The organism is Variovorax sp. Varisp53, assembly GCF_059491555.1.
Window position 1 is genome coordinate 3,386,683 of the sequence record NZ_CP168512.1, and the last position, 14,214, is coordinate 3,400,896.

The 14,214-nt window shown below is 66.4% G+C and carries 11 protein-coding genes and 3 tRNA genes; 7 read left to right on the forward strand and 7 right to left on the reverse strand.

What is annotated here, in order from left to right; all coding sequences use genetic code 11:
• Positions 1-28 precede the first annotated feature (28 nt).
• Positions 29-646 carry an NAD(P)-dependent oxidoreductase gene (locus ACEOAB_RS15860; RefSeq protein ID WP_056592453.1) on the forward strand — a complete coding sequence of 206 codons (618 nt, stop codon included), beginning with the start codon at positions 29-31 and terminating at the stop codon, positions 644-646.
• 113 nt (positions 647-759) lie between these two features.
• Here ACEOAB_RS15860 and fumC read toward each other — a convergent pair whose 3' ends face one another.
• Positions 760-2,157 (reverse strand): class II fumarate hydratase, encoded by a 1,398-nt coding sequence (fumC, locus tag ACEOAB_RS15865; protein WP_056592449.1) that lies wholly within the window; start codon positions 2,155-2,157, stop codon positions 760-762.
• A 498-nt stretch (positions 2,158-2,655) separates the two neighbouring features.
• Here fumC and proV point away from each other — a divergent pair, with 498 nt between their 5' ends.
• The 6 genes from proV to ACEOAB_RS15895 are packed head-to-tail and all read left to right on the forward strand — an operon-like array spanning position 2,656 to position 9,304.
• A complete protein-coding gene (proV, locus tag ACEOAB_RS15870; protein ID WP_056592444.1) occupies positions 2,656-3,909 on the forward strand; it encodes a glycine betaine/L-proline ABC transporter ATP-binding protein ProV in 1,254 nt (417 codons plus the stop codon).
• A 21-nt stretch (positions 3,910-3,930) separates the two neighbouring features.
• On the forward strand, positions 3,931-5,091 hold the full coding sequence (gene proW, locus ACEOAB_RS15875; protein WP_413748167.1) for a glycine betaine/L-proline ABC transporter permease ProW: 1,161 nt from the start codon (positions 3,931-3,933) through the stop codon (positions 5,089-5,091).
• Between the two features lie 23 nt (positions 5,092-5,114).
• Positions 5,115-6,119, forward strand: coding sequence for a glycine betaine/L-proline ABC transporter substrate-binding protein ProX (gene proX / locus ACEOAB_RS15880; RefSeq protein WP_413748166.1), 1,005 nt, complete (start codon positions 5,115-5,117; stop codon positions 6,117-6,119).
• A 56-nt stretch (positions 6,120-6,175) separates the two neighbouring features.
• Entirely contained in the window at positions 6,176-7,729 is a 1,554-nt protein-coding gene (locus ACEOAB_RS15885) for a fumarate hydratase (protein WP_056592437.1), read from the forward strand.
• A 1-nt stretch (position 7,730) separates the two neighbouring features.
• Positions 7,731-8,519, forward strand: a complete 789-nt coding sequence (murI, locus tag ACEOAB_RS15890) for a glutamate racemase (protein ID WP_056592434.1) — start codon at positions 7,731-7,733, stop codon at positions 8,517-8,519.
• Positions 8,520-8,524: 5 nt separating this feature from the next.
• Positions 8,525-9,304, forward strand: coding sequence for a PA3715 family protein (locus ACEOAB_RS15895; RefSeq protein WP_056592431.1), 780 nt, complete (start codon positions 8,525-8,527; stop codon positions 9,302-9,304).
• Positions 9,305-9,310: 6 nt separating this feature from the next.
• On the opposite strand, the gene ACEOAB_RS15900 is transcribed toward ACEOAB_RS15895, so the two are convergent.
• From ACEOAB_RS15900 to lon, 6 genes are all read right to left on the reverse strand, one after another.
• On the reverse strand, positions 9,311-10,615 hold the full coding sequence (locus ACEOAB_RS15900) for an MFS transporter (RefSeq protein ID WP_056592428.1): 1,305 nt from the start codon (positions 10,613-10,615) through the stop codon (positions 9,311-9,313).
• Positions 10,616-10,639: 24 nt separating this feature from the next.
• Positions 10,640-11,272, reverse strand: a complete 633-nt coding sequence (locus tag ACEOAB_RS15905; RefSeq protein ID WP_007829779.1) for a DUF6806 family protein — start codon at positions 11,270-11,272, stop codon at positions 10,640-10,642.
• Between the two features lie 20 nt (positions 11,273-11,292).
• Positions 11,293-11,384, reverse strand: a tRNA-Leu gene (locus ACEOAB_RS15910).
• A gap of 99 nt (positions 11,385-11,483) precedes the next feature.
• Positions 11,484-11,557 (reverse strand) — tRNA-Cys (locus ACEOAB_RS15915).
• A 63-nt stretch (positions 11,558-11,620) separates the two neighbouring features.
• A tRNA-Gly gene (locus ACEOAB_RS15920) sits at positions 11,621-11,696 on the reverse strand.
• Between the two features lie 61 nt (positions 11,697-11,757).
• On the reverse strand, positions 11,758-14,199 hold the full coding sequence (lon, locus tag ACEOAB_RS15925) for an endopeptidase La (RefSeq protein ID WP_056592425.1): 2,442 nt from the start codon (positions 14,197-14,199) through the stop codon (positions 11,758-11,760).
• Between the last annotated feature and the right edge of the window lie 15 nt (positions 14,200-14,214).

Here is a 14,214-nt window from a genome sequence, read left to right on the forward strand (position 1 = left end):
TCCTTTCGATCTTTCACAGGAGTCCCTCATGAGCCACATCGCCATCATTGGTGCCACCGGACGCGCCGGCGGCCGCCTTCTCGAAGAAGCCCTGCGCCGCGGCCACACGGTCACGGCCATCGCGCGCAAGGCCAGCGCCAAGCTGGCGGGCCGCGCCAACGTGAAGGCCGTCGACCTCGACGTGCTCGACGGCGCCGCGCTCGAGAAAGCCCTGGCCGGCCATGACGCCGTGTTCAGCGCCGCGCACTTCTCCACCGTGCCGCCTGCGGCCATCATCGAACCCGTGAAGCGCGCGGGCGTGAAGCGCCTGCTGGTGGTCGGCGGCGCCGGCAGCCTGTTCGCGGCACCCGGCCTGAAGGTGATCGATACGCCGAACTTCCCCGACGCCTATCGCGCCGAAGCCTCGGCCGGTGGCGTGTTCCTCGATGCGCTGCGCAACGAGAAGGAACTCGACTGGACCTTCCTGTCGCCCTCCGCCGAGTTCGTCGAAGGCGAGCGCACGGGCAAGTTCCGCCTCGGCAAGGACGACCTGCTGGTGAGCGCCGAAGGCCGCAGCTGGATCACGTTCGAGGACTACGCGATCGCGTTCATCGACGAACTCGAAAAGCCGGCGCACTCGCGCCAGCGCTACACGATCGGATATTGAGGCTCGCCCCCAGGCTGCGCGCACTTCGTGTCGCTTCGCCAACCCCCTACCGGGGGCGGGCCGGCCGCTTCGGGCGGCCGTGCGCGGCGCCCCCACGAAAAGACCGGTGAGGCTCAGCGACCGGTCATGTTCTCCGGCACCACCCATTGGTCGAACTGCTCGGCCGTCAGGTGCCCCGACGCAATCGCCGCCTCGCGCAGGCTCGTGCCTTCCTTGTGCGCCTTCTTCGCGATGTACGCCGACTTGTCGTAGCCGATGTGCGTGTTCAGCGCCGTCACCAGCATCAGCGAGCGCTGCACCAGCTCAGTGATGCGTTCGCGGTTCGGCTCGATGCCCACGGCGCAATGGTCGTTGAAGCTCACCATGCCGTCGGCCAGCAGGCGCACGCTCTGCAGGAAGTTGTGCGCCGCCATTGGGCGGAACACGTTCAGCTCGAAGTTGCCCGAGGCGCCGCCGATGTTGATGGCCACGTCGTTGCCGAACACCTGCGCGGCCAGCATCGTGACGGCTTCGCTCTGGGTGGGGTTGACCTTGCCCGGCATGATCGACGAGCCGGGTTCGTTCTCCGGGATGCTCAGTTCGCCGATGCCGCTGCGCGGGCCGCTCGCGAGCCAGCGCACGTCGTTGGCGATCTTGTTCATGCTGGCGGCCAGCGTCTTGAGCGCGCCGTGCGCGTGCACCAGCGCGTCGACGCTGGCCATGGCTTCGAACTTGTTCGGCGCGGTGACGAAAGGCAGGCCCGTGAGCTTGGCCAACTCGGCGGCCACCTTCTCGGCATAACCCTTGGGCGCATTGAGCCCGGTGCCGACGGCCGTGCCGCCCAGCGCCAGTTCGCACAGGTGCGGCAGCGCGGCACGCACATGCGCTTCGCCGTGCGCCAGTTGCGCCACGTAGCCCGAGAACTCCTGGCCCAGCGTGAGGGGGGTGGCGTCCTGCAGATGGGTGCGGCCGATCTTCACGATGTCCGCAAAGTCCTTGGCCTTCTGGTCGAGCGTGCCGCGCAACTTGGCGATGGCCGGCAGCAGCTTGTGCGTGATCGCCTCGACGGCGGCCACGTGCATGGCGGTCGGGAACACGTCGTTGCTCGACTGGCTGCGGTTGACGTCGTCGTTCGGGTGCACGAGGCGCCCTTCCCCGCGCTCGCCGCCGAGGATTTCGCTCGCCCGGTTGGCCAGCACCTCGTTGACGTTCATGTTGGTCTGCGTGCCCGAGCCGGTCTGCCACACGACCAGGGGGAATTCGCCCGGGTGCTTGCCGGCGATGACTTCATCGGCCGCTGCCACGATGGCGTTCGTCTTCTTCTGGTCCTGCAGGCCCAGCGCATGGTTGACCACGGCCGACGCGCGCTTCACCTGGGCCAGCGCCTTGATGATCTCGCGCGGCTGCTGCTCCCCGGAGATGTCGAAGTTCTGCAGCGAGCGCTGCGTTTGCGCGCCCCACAGCTTGTCGGCCGGCACGTCGATCGGGCCGAAGGTATCGCGCTCGGCACGGGTCTTGGGGGAAGTCGTCATGGTGGAAAAGCTCCGCAGTCTTGGATGGTCGCGCCGCCTGATCGGGCGCGAGCCCGAGTATCGGCCAATAAGAATAGCTCGCATCTGACGGGGCCATTGGGCCGCCGCCGACATTACGTTACGCCCGTTGGGTTGACTCGCGTCATGTCAAAAAGTTATAATCATGGGCTTCAGACGACCAACAAGTCATGTTGATCGGCCCTGCACTACTCGCGGATCTCCGAATCCCGTCGCGGTGCAAGGTTCTCCCCGCCGGGCCCTGCCCGGCAAACCGGCCGGATCGTTTCCGGCCCCACTGCCACGCCACCTTTCGGCGGGCACTGGTTTCGTCGCCACGTCGTCTTCAGTGCCTGTCGGCAGCCCCAGAGGCTCGCCGGGCCATTGCACGCGTTTCCCTCACGCGCTCTCTGTTCGGACAGCCCCATCGGCTGATGGCGTGACCGTTGCCGTCCTCCGGGGCGGTGCTGTGTCCAACCTTCACACAAGGAGCCCCGGCATATGGCCAAAGGAATTCTCATCGACCATGTTTTCAAGGTGTTCGGCGACGCGCCCGAGCAGGCCCTGGAACTCGTGCGGCAAGGTTTTTCGAAGAAGGAAATCCTCGCCGAGACGGGCCAGTCGATCGGCGTGTTCGATGCCACCTTCGAGATCCAGGCCGGCGAGATCTTCGTGATCATGGGCCTCTCGGGATCGGGCAAGTCGACGCTGGTGCGCCTGTTGAACCGGTTGATCGAGCCGACCGCCGGCCGCATCGTGATCGACGGCGCCGACATCAACGAGCACTCCGACGCCAAGCTGCGCGCGCTGCGCCGCAAGGACATCAGCATGGTGTTCCAGTCGTTCGCGCTGATGCCGCACATGACGGTGCGCGAGAACACCGCCTTCGGCCTCGAACTGTCGGGCACGAGCAAGAAGGAGCGTCTCGCACAGGCCGACCTGGCGCTCGCGCAAGTAGGCCTTGCAGGCTGGGGCGACAGCTATCCGGACGAACTCTCCGGCGGCATGCAGCAGCGCGTGGGCCTGGCGCGTGCGCTGGCCTCGGACCCGTCGATCCTTCTGATGGACGAGGCCTTCTCGGCGCTCGACCCGATCATCCGCACCGAGATGCAATCGGAGCTGCTGCGGCTGCAGCAGGCGCAGCGCCGCACCATCGTCTTCATCTCGCACGACCTGGATGAAGCGATGCGCATCGGCGACCGCATCGCGATCATGAAGGACGGCCAGGTGATCCAGGTCGGCACGCCCGACGAGATCCTGCGCAGCCCCGCCGACGACTACGTGCGCAGCTTCGTGCGCGGCGTGGATGCGGCGGCCGTCTTCAAGGCCGCGGACATCGCGCGCAAGTCGCTCACCGTCGTGTGCGAGCACCCGGAGCGCGGTGCGCGCGCGGCGCTCAAGGTGCTGGAAGACCAGGACCGCGACTTCGCCTACGTGACCAGCCCGAACAGGCGCTACTTGGGAGTGGTGTCGGCGGACACGCTGCGCAGCGCACTCGATGGGCATTCGGGTCCGCTGGGGCTGCAGCACGCGTTCCTCGACGACCTGCCGCGCATCGACGCCGAAGCCCCCGTGGCGGGCCTGATCGGCCAGCTCGCGCAGGCACCGTGCGCGCTGCCGGTGGTGGCGAGCGACGGCCGCTTCTGCGGTGCGATCAGCAAGACGACGCTGCTCAAGTTCCTCGACCGCGACACGCCGCCGATCGAGCCCGTCTTGCCCAACGCCGCCCCCGCGCTCGCCGCCGAGCCGCACTGAATTCACGGAGGACCTTGAACGATGAACGACAACACACTTCCTTCCGACCTGGGCACGCCGGTGCTGGACACGCCCGCAGCCCCCACCTTCGTCGATCCGTGGGAAGCACTCTCGGCCGCGCCCGACACCTCCGCCACCAGCGCCTGGCTCGATGCCCCCGTCGACACGGCCCACCAGCTGGCCGGATCGGCCAATGCCGCGACCGACGGCTTCCAGCTACACCGCCTCTGGGACGGTTCCCTGCCCGTCGAATCCTGGATCAACCAGGGCCTCGGCTGGGTGGTGGAACATTTCCGCCCCTTCTTCCAGACCGTGCGCCTGCCCATCGACAGCACGCTGAACTGGGTGCAGGGCCTGCTCACCGGCCTGCCCACGCTGGCGATGATCGCGTTGATCGGCCTCTTCGCCTGGCAGTTCGCCGGCCGCGCGCTGGCCATCGGCACCACGGTCGCGCTGCTGCTCGTGGCGATGCTGGGCATCTGGCCCGAAGCCATGGTGACGCTGTCGCTGGTGCTGACCTCGCTCGTGTTCTGCATGTTCATCGGCCTGCCGCTGGGCGTGCTGCTGGCCAGCAGCGACCGGGCCCAGCGCCTCATGCGCCCGCTGCTCGATGCGATGCAGACCACGCCTGCATTCGTGTACCTCGTGCCGGTGGTGATGCTGTTCGGCATCGGCAACGTGCCGGGCGTGATCGTGACGATCATCTTCGCGCTGGCGCCGCTGGTGCGCCTGACCAGCCTGGGCCTGCGCCAGGTGCGACCCGACCTTATCGAGGCCGCGCGCGCCTACGGCGCTTCGCCATGGCAGATGCTGGTGAAGGTGCAACTGCCGTTGGCCATGCCGTCGATCATGGCGGGCATCAACCAGGCGCTGATGCTGTCGCTGTCGATGGTGGTCATCGCCTCGATGATCGCCGTGGGCGGCCTGGGCCAGATGGTGCTGCGCGGCATCGGTCGGCTCGACATGGGCCTGGCGACGGTCGGCGGCCTGGGCATCGTGCTGCTGGCGATTTCGCTCGACCGGCTGACGCAGGCGATGGGCAAGTCGCGCCGCAGCGCGGGTCGCCGCTGGTGGCACACCGGGCCGGCCGGCTTCTCGCTGCGCGTGCTGCAGCGCTTGCTGGGCACGCCGTCGCGCGGTGCGAACGCGCCTGTTCCCGCCTTGTCCACGCAAGCGCAATGACCCACCACGGAGGAATTCAACGCATGAAGAAAACCACTCTCATCGCACACAGCTTTCTGGCCCTGGGCTTCGTCGCCTTCGGCATGGCCGCGCAAGCCGCCAACGACCTCCCCGGCAAGGGCGTGACCGTGCAGCCGCTCAAGAGCTCGCTCGCCGAAGAAGCGTTCCAGACGCTGCTGGTGATGCGCGCGCTCGAAAAGCTCGGCTACACGGTCGAGCCCATGAAAGACCTGGAGCCCGCCACCGAACACCTCGCCATCGCTAACGGCGACGCCACCTTCATGGCCAACCACTGGAGCCTGCTGCACGCCGATTTCTACAAGAACAGCGGCGGCGACGCCAAGCTGTGGCGCAAGGGCGTGTACTCCGACGGCGCGGTGCAGGGCTACTTGATCGACCGCAAGACGGCCGAGCAATACAACATCACCAACATCGCGCAGCTGAAGGACCCGGCCATTGCGAAGCTGTTCGACACCGACGGCGACGGCCGTGCCGACCTGACAGGCTGCAACCCCGGCTGGGGCTGCGAACTGGCGATCGAAAAACACCTGACGGCCTACCAGCTGCGCGACACCGTCACGCACAAGCAGGGCAGCTATGCCGCGCTGATGGCCGACACCATCGCCCGCTTCAGGCAGGACAAGCCGGTGCTGTACTACACCTGGACGCCCTACTGGGTAAGCGCCGTGCTGCGGCCGGGTGCGGACGTGGTGTGGCTGCAGGTGCCGTCCTCTTCGTCGCAGGGCGACGGCGCCGAAACGCGGCTGCCCAACGGCAAGAACTACGGCTTCCAGGCCAACCAGGAGCAGATCGTCGCCAACCGGGCCTTCGTCGAGAAGAACCCCGCGGCCGGCAAGCTGTTCGAAGTGATGAAGCTGCCGATCGGCGACATCAATGCCCAGAACCTGCGCATGAGCCAGGGCGCCAACACCCAGCAAGACCTGGAGCGCCACACCGATGGTTGGATCAAGGCGCATCGGCCGCTGTTCGACGGCTGGATCGAGGAAGCCCGGGCCTCGGCGAGGTAGGCGCGGCGGCTGAGATAATCGGGGGGCGTTCCACACTCCAAAAAACTCCCCCCACCATGACGACCACGATCCAGCAGGCCGACCTGATCGAATCGATCAGCGCCGCGCTGCAGTACATCAGCTACTACCACCCCGCCGACTACATCGCCCATCTGGCCAAGGCCTACGAGCGCGAGCAGAGCCCAGCGGCCAAGGACGCCATCGCGCAGATCCTGACCAACAGCAAGATGAGCGCCACGGGCCACCGCCCGATCTGCCAGGACACTGGCATCGTCAACGTGTTCCTCAAGGTGGGCATGGACGTGCGCTGGGGCGGCTTCACCGGCAGCCTGGACGACGCCATCAATGAAGGCGTGCGCCGCGGCTACAACCACCCCGACAACACGCTGCGCGCATCGGTCGTGGCCGATCCGCAGTTCGACCGCAAGAACACCAAGGACAACACGCCGGCGGTGATCTTCACGGAGATCGTGCCGGGCAACACCGTCGAGGTGACGGTCGCGGCCAAGGGCGGCGGCAGCGAGAACAAGAGCAAGCTGGCCATGCTGAACCCCGGTGACAGCGTGGTCGACTGGGTGCTCAAGACCGTGCCGACCATGGGCGCCGGCTGGTGCCCGCCGGGCATGCTGGGCATCGGCATCGGCGGCACCGCCGAGAAGGCCGCGCTGATGGCCAAGGAAAGCCTGATGGACGACCTCGACATGCACGAGCTGCAGGCCAAGAAGAAGTCGGGCGCCGAACTCAGCAAAGTCGAAGCGCTGCGCATCGAGCTGTACGAGAAGGTCAACGCGCTGGGCATCGGCGCGCAAGGCCTGGGCGGCCTGGCCACCGTTCTCGACGTCAAGATCCAGATGTACCCGACGCACGCGGCCAGCAAGCCCGTGGCGATGATCCCCAACTGCGCGGCCACCCGCCATGCACACTTCGTGATGGACGGCAGCGGCCCGGTGTACCTCGATCCGCCGTCGCTCGACCTGTGGCCCAACGTCAACTGGGCACCCGACGAAAAGAAGAGCAAGCGCGTCGACCTCGACAAGCTCACGCCCGCCGAAGTGGCGAGCTGGAAGCCTGGCGACACCCTGCTGCTCAACGGCAAGATGCTCACCGGCCGCGATGCCGCGCACAAGCGCATCCAGGACATGCTGGCCAAGGGCGAGAAGCTGCCGGTGGACTTCACCAACCGCGTCATCTACTACGTCGGCCCGGTCGATCCGGTTGGCGATGAAGCCGTGGGCCCCGCCGGCCCCACCACGGCCACGCGCATGGACGGCTTCACCGAGATGATGCTGGCCCAGACCGGCCTGATCGCGATGATCGGCAAGGCCGAGCGCGGCCCGGTCGCCATCGAGGCCATCAAGAAGCACAAGAGCGCCTACCTCATGGCCGTGGGCGGCGCCGCCTACCTCGTGAGCAAGGCCATCAAGACCGCCAAGGTGGTGGGCTTCGCCGACCTGGGCATGGAAGCGATCTATGAGTTCGACGTGGTCGACATGCCCGTGACGGTGGCGGTCGACGCCGGCGGCACCAGCGCGCACATCACCGGCCCGGCCGAGTGGCAAAAGCGCATCGCCAGCGGCGAGTTCAAGACCATCATGATGGAAGAAGCCTGAGTTGAGCCCGATAGGCGTCTTCGACAGCGGGGTCGGCGGCCTCAGCGTGCTGGCCGCGCTGAGGGCCGAGCTGCCGCAGGAGAACTTCGTCTACTTTGCCGATACGGCCTATGCGCCGTACGGCGAGCGCGGGGACGCCTACGTGATCGAGCGCTCGCGCTCGGTGGTCGAGCATCTGCGGCGGGAGCATGCAATCAAGGCGCTCGTTGTGGCTTGCAACACAGCCACCACGGCCGCCATCCACTTGCTTCGGGCCGAGCATCCCGACCTGCCAATCGTGGGGCTGGAACCCGGCCTCAAGCCCGCAGTGTCGGCCAGCCGTACCGGACGCGTGTCGGTGATGGCCACGCGAGGCACCCTGGCCAGTGCCAAGTACGCGGCCCTGCGCGCATCGTTCGCCGGATCGGCAGACGTACGCCCCGTGCCGTGCGACGGGCTCGTGAAGGCCATCGAAGGCTTCGACGCCGAAGGCATCGCGGCGCTGTGCGAGCGCTACATGAAAGAGGCCGGGCCTTTCGGCGACGGCCCCGATGGCGTCGACACCGTGGTGCTGGGCTGTACCCACTACCCGCTCGTGAAAGACGAATTGAGCCGGCATGCGCCGGCGACGCTGCGCTTCATCGACACCGGCGTGCCAGTCGCGCAGCAGGCGCGGCGCCTGCTCGCTTCGGCCGGCCGGCTCGCGGATGGCGGCGTCGGCAGCCTGCTGCTGCAAAGCAGCGGCAACGTCGCCGTGCTCGAAGCGGCGGCCACACGCTGGCTCGGGCTTCCCACGGCCACCGAGGCCTGACCTCGATGCGCCTGCTGCGCCACGCCGCTCTTCTCTTCTGCCTCTCGGCCGCCGGGCTGAGCCACGCGGCCTGTGAAAGCGGACTCGCCGAGCGCATGCATGCCAAGCTGCATCCCCACCGGCCGCTCGACGAGCGGCTCGCGGCCTGCAAGGTCTGGCCGGCTTTTCCGGGGCGCAGCATCGTCGTGCTGCCCATGCCGCGCGAAACGACCGACCACGGCGCCAAGGTCTTCGATCTCGAGATCCTGCTGATCCAGCGCCCCGACAACGGCAACACCGAGCGCGACACCATCATCGCCCGGCTCGTCCAGCCCGAAGCGCTCGACGAGGACGCCACCACTTCGATACAGGACATCCGCATCGACACCGCGCGCTACGTGCTGTCGCCCGAGGCCCGCGCCTTCGGCCTGCGCGTGCGCTACCGCGGCAGCAACGCGCCCGGCAGCCCGCTGGCCAGCGAGACCGTGCGGCTCTACGTGCACCATGGCAAGCAGTTGCGCGAGGTTCTGCAGGAGATCGAGCTGGACCACGACCACGGCGGGTGGGACACCACCTGCACCGGCCACTTCGACAAGCTGCGCACTATGCTGTCCGTCGGCAAGGGCAGCAGCAACGGCTTTGCCGACCTGCAGCTGTCGCGCACGCTGCTGCAGAGCCGCGCGCAGGAGCAGGAAGACCAGGGCTGCGTGGAAAAGGCACTGCCCCCGAAGTTCAACACCGTCACGCTGCGCTACGACGGCGAACGCTTCAAGGTGCCGAAGTCGCTGCGCCAGCAGGTGCCCTGAACGCCTTCAGGCCGGGCTGCGAAGAGCGGCAGCGCGGCCCCGCTCCATGCGGATCGGCAGCAACAGCAGCAACCCCGCCACGAACAGCACCGCCGTCGAGAGAATCGCGATGCGCTGGTTGCCGCCCGTCATCCAGGTGATCGCGCCGAAGCTCAGCGGACCGATGATGCTGGCGAGCCGGGTCGCGAAGGTCCAGAGCCCGAAGAACTCCGCGAGCTGCTGCGGCGGCGCCAGATAGCCCGTCATGGCGCGACCGGCCGACTGGCTCGATCCCATGGCCAGCCCCGCAATGGTGGCCGCCCACCAGAAGCCGCCCTTGGTCGTCACCAGCGCGGCGATCACGCAGACCGCGATCCACGCGGCCAGCGTGGCGGCCAGCGAAATCTTGTGGCCGATGCGGTCCTGGATGTAGCCGAAGCCGAAGGCGCCCAGCGCCGCCGCGATGTTGAGCACGAAGATCAGCACCATGGTCTCGCTCGCGACGAAGCCGATCACCTGCTCCGCATAGATCGCAGCAAGCGTGATGGCGACCGCCACGCCCCCCTGGTAGCACACCGTGCAGGCCAGCAGCCACATGAAGTCGCGGTATGCCCGCGCCTGCCGAAACGTGGCGCGCAGTTGCTGCCAGGCACCGAGTTCGACATCCACTGTTCGAGGCTGCGCGCGCTCGGGCAGCAGCACGAAGGTGGCGCAGGCGGCCGCGCCGTAGATGGCCGCCGTGATCAGCATCGTGACCGGCACGAAGTGCGCCGCCGGCAAGCCCTTCGATTGCGACCACAGCACATAGGCCAGGCAGATGCCCAGGGCCAGCATGCCGCCGACATAGCCGAAGGCCCAGCCCCACCCGCTCACCTTGCCCATGCCCTCGGCGGTGGCGAGTTCGGGCAGGAAGGCGCCCGTGAGGGACTCGCCATAGGAATAGAAGGCGTTGGAGACAATTACCAGTGCCATCGCCAGTGCGACGCCGGAAGTGCCCGAAAAACCGGGCGTGATTGCAAGCGCTGCCGTGGCAAGGACGCAGCCGACGGTCGCGCAGACGAGCACCCGCTTCTTGGCCGCATGCAAGTCGGCCCAGGCGCCGATGGCGGGCATCGTAAGCATCACGATGGCGTAAGACGTGCTGAGTGCAGCTGTCCATGCGAAGGCTGCCCAGGGCGCGCCCCTGGCGATGCCGCCGACGAAGTAGGCGGCGAACACTGCCGTGATGACGACCGTGGTGTAGCCCGAATTGGCGAAGTCGTACATCGCCCAGCCGAACACCTCGCGCTTGCGTACCCCAGGGCGCAGCGCGGAGGCGGGAAACAGGGCCATGAGGCCTTGTCTATGAAGCGCGGATCAATGCAGGTGGCGCGGACGGCGGCCGCCGCCGTGGCCACCGCCGCTGCCGGGACCGCCCGTGCCGCGCGGACGCTTGCCGATCTCGAGCGAGTTCACGAGCGCGTCGAAACGGTCGCTGAAGAGGCGGTCGATCTCGGAGACCACGCCACCCAGTTCGGCGCCGTCGAAGTGGCGCTCCATGAGGTTGACGACGTCTTCCACCAGCAGGTCACGCTGCACCTGCATGATCGCGGCCGGGTTCGGGCCGACGAACAGCATCAGGAAGTCGTCGCGCGATTCTTCCTCGGGGTCGCCCTCTTCCTCGTCGAAGTCGGTGTCGTAGAAGGTGACCTCGATGGCCGCACCGCGCTCGGAGAGCTCGTTCAGGGCCATGCACATCTCGTCGAGGGCCTGGCGGAAGTCTTCATCGCCGGGCACGGTCCAGCACATCTGCAGCGTGTGGTCCTTCTGCTCGAAGCGAATGCCGGGCTCTTCCTCGTAGGTGCTGGTCGCACCGTCGGCCAGCGATTTGGCGCCAGCGTACTTCCAGAGCGGCTTGAGCGCTTCCTGGATCTGGTCGAAGGTCACGTCCGAACGCAGCGGCACGTCGCCGTGCACATGGATCTCAAATGGAGCGTTGTAGCGAGGCATCGAATGCTCCCTTGTAAGTGTGGTACCCGGAACGGGGGTCGAACCCGTATGCCCCGATTAAGGAAGCGGCGGATTTTAAGTCCGATGTGTCTACCAATTTCACCATCCGGGCGTCAGGTTGAACATCGACGATAACCCAAACAAAACAAGCCCCGGCAACGTGGGTTGGCGGAGCTTGGTCGTCGGGGTCGATTCGAGTTGAACGAGAAGGTGGAGGCGCGACCCGGAGTCGAACCGGGCTAGACGGATTTGCAATCCGTTGCATAACCGCTTTGCTATCGCGCCACGCAGAAATACGAAATCGAACTAGCGAAAAAAAGGGAAGCTGCTGCTTCCCTTTTTCAAAACTGGAGCGGGAAAAGAGTCTCGAACTCTCGACCTCAACCTTGGCAAGGTTGCGCTCTACCAACTGAGCTATTCCCGCGTTTCGAGCCTCGAATTATATAACAATTTTTCGAGGCTCCACAAGTTTTGCGATCAACCGGTCAGTGCTTGACCGAACCTTCCACGGCGGGTGCCGCCGCGCGCTGCTTGGCCAGTTCGGCCACGGCAGCAGCAGATGCAGCGACTTCTTCGTCGGACAGCGGCTCGGGCATCTTCTCGAGCGCGATCTCGAGGACCTTGTCGATCCACTTCACGGGCACGATCTCGAGGCCGTTCTTCACGTTCTCGGGGATGTCCTGCAGGTCCTTGGCGTTCTCCTCCGGGATCAGCACGGTCTTGATGCCACCGCGCAGTGCCGCCAGCAGCTTTTCCTTCAGGCCGCCGATGGCGGTGACCTCGCCGCGCAGCGTGATCTCGCCGGTCATCGCGACGTCGCCGCGCACGGGAATGCCCGTGAGCGCCGACACGAAGGCCGTCGTCATCGCCGCGCCCGCGCTCGGGCCATCCTTCGGCGTCGCACCATCGGGCACGTGGATGTGGATGTCGCGCTTCTCGAACACCTCGTCCTTGATGCCCAGGCGGCGCGAGCGGCTGCGCACCACGGTGCGTGCAGCCTCGACCGATTCCTTCATCACGTCGCCCAGCGAACCGGTACGGCTGATCACGCCCTTGCCGGGCATGGTCACGGCTTCGATCGTCAGCAGGTCGCCGCCGACTTCGGTCCACGCAAGGCCGACCACCTGGCCCACCTGGTTCTGCTTCTCCGCGAGGCCGAAGCTGAACTTGCGCACGCCCAGGAACTCGTTGAGGTTCTTGCCGTCGACCGTGACCTTCGGCGCGAGTTGCTTCAGCAGCAGGCCCTTCACCACCTTGCGGCAGATCTTGGACAGTTCGCGCTCGAGCGAACGCACACCCGCTTCACGCGTGTAGTAGCGCACGATGTCGCGCACGGCCTCTTCGGTGACGAAGAGCTCGTCGTCCTTCACGCCGTTGTTCTTCATCTGCTTGGGCAGCAGGTACTTGATGGCGATGTTGGTCTTCTCGTCCTCGGTGTAGCCCGAGAGGCGGATGACTTCCATGCGGTCCAGCAGCGCCGGCGGGATGTTCATCGAGTTCGAGGTGGCGACGAACATCACGTCGCTCAGGTCGAAGTCGACTTCCACATAGTGGTCGCCGAAGGTGTGGTTCTGCTCCGGATCGAGCACTTCGAGCAGCGCGCTCGACGGGTCGCCACGGAAGTCCGTGCCCAGCTTGTCGATTTCGTCGAGCAGGAACAGCGGATTGCGCGTGCCGATCTTGCTCAGGCCCTGCAGCACCTTGCCCGGCAGCGCGCCGATGTAGGTGCGGCGATGGCCGCGGATCTCGGCTTCGTCCCGCATGCCGCCCAGCGCCATGCGGGTGTACTTGCGGCCGGTCGCCTTGGCGATCGACTGCCCGAGCGAGGTCTTGCCCACGCCAGGTGGGCCGACCAGGCACAGGATCGGCGCCTTCACCTTGTCCACGCGTTGCTGCACCGCGAGATATTCCAGGATGCGATCCTTGACCTTCTCGAGGCCATAGTGGTCGGCATTGAGCACCGCCTCGGCATTGGCGAGGTCGTGCTTGATCTTGGTCTTCTTGCTCCACGGCAGGCCGATGAGCACGTCGATGTAGTTGCGCACCACGGTGGCCTCGGCCGACATGGGCGACATGAGCTTGAGCTTCTTGAGCTCGCCCTCGGCCTTCTTCAGGCCTTCCTTGGACATCTTGGCGAGCTTGATCTTCTTCTCGATCTCTTCGATGTCCGCGCCCTCTTCACCTTCGCCGAGCTCCTTCTGGATGGCCTTGACCTGCTCGTTGAGGTAGAAGTCGCGCTGGTTCTTCTCCATCTGGCGCTTCACGCGGCCACGGATCTTCTTGTCGACGTTGAGGATGTCGACCTCGCGCTCGAGTTGGCCGAACAGGTTCTCCAGGCGTGCCTTGACGTCGTCGAGGTCGAGCACGGCCTGCTTGTTGTCGAGCTTGAGCGGCAGATGGGCGGCGATGGTGTCCGCGAGGCGGCCCGGATCGTCGATGCTCGAGATCGAGGTCAGGATCTCGGGCGGGATCTTCTTGTTCAGCTTGACGTACTGGTCGAACTGCTGCATCACCGCGCGGCGCAGCGCCTCGACCTCGGTGCCCTTCTCGCCGCCTTCGGGCACCTCGACGGGCGTCACGTTGGCCGAGAAGTGCGTCTCGCCGTCATCGATGCGGTTCACGCGTGCGCGCTGCTGGCCTTCGACCAGCACCTTCACGGTGCCGTCGGGCAGCTTGAGCATCTGCAGGATGGTCGAGACGCAGCCGACTTCGAACATGTCCTCGACCGAGGGCTCGTCCTTGGCGGCGGCCTTCTGCGCCACCAGCATGATGCGGCGCTCCGCCTCCATGGCAAGTTCGAGCGCCTTGATGCTCTTGGGGCGTCCCACGAAGAGCGGAATCACCATGTGGGGAAACACCACGACGTCGCGCAGCGGCAGCAGCGGCAGGTCGAGGGCTTCGGAAGGCAGAGGGGTGTGGCCAGACATGCAGATCCTTCGCGT

Bases quoted from the DNA above. Each gene is read 5' to 3' on its own strand.
- ACEOAB_RS15895 (WP_056592431.1), top strand. From the start codon at position 8,525: ATGCGCCTGCTGCGCCACGCCGCTCTTCTCTTCTGCCTCTCGGCCGCC.
- lon (WP_056592425.1), bottom strand. From the start codon at position 14,199: ATGTCTGGCCACACCCCTCTGCCTTCCGAAGCCCTCGACCTGCCGCTG.
- proX (WP_413748166.1), top strand. From the start codon at position 5,115: ATGAAGAAAACCACTCTCATCGCACACAGCTTTCTGGCCCTGGGCTTC.
- ACEOAB_RS15860 (WP_056592453.1), top strand. From the start codon at position 29: ATGAGCCACATCGCCATCATTGGTGCCACCGGACGCGCCGGCGGCCGC.
- ACEOAB_RS15905 (WP_007829779.1), bottom strand. From the start codon at position 11,272: ATGCCTCGCTACAACGCTCCATTTGAGATCCATGTGCACGGCGACGTG.
- ACEOAB_RS15900 (WP_056592428.1), bottom strand. From the start codon at position 10,615: ATGGCCCTGTTTCCCGCCTCCGCGCTGCGCCCTGGGGTACGCAAGCGC.
- proV (WP_056592444.1), top strand. From the start codon at position 2,656: ATGGCCAAAGGAATTCTCATCGACCATGTTTTCAAGGTGTTCGGCGAC.
- ACEOAB_RS15885 (WP_056592437.1), top strand. From the start codon at position 6,176: ATGACGACCACGATCCAGCAGGCCGACCTGATCGAATCGATCAGCGCC.
- proW (WP_413748167.1), top strand. From the start codon at position 3,931: ATGAACGACAACACACTTCCTTCCGACCTGGGCACGCCGGTGCTGGAC.
- fumC (WP_056592449.1), bottom strand. From the start codon at position 2,157: ATGACGACTTCCCCCAAGACCCGTGCCGAGCGCGATACCTTCGGCCCG.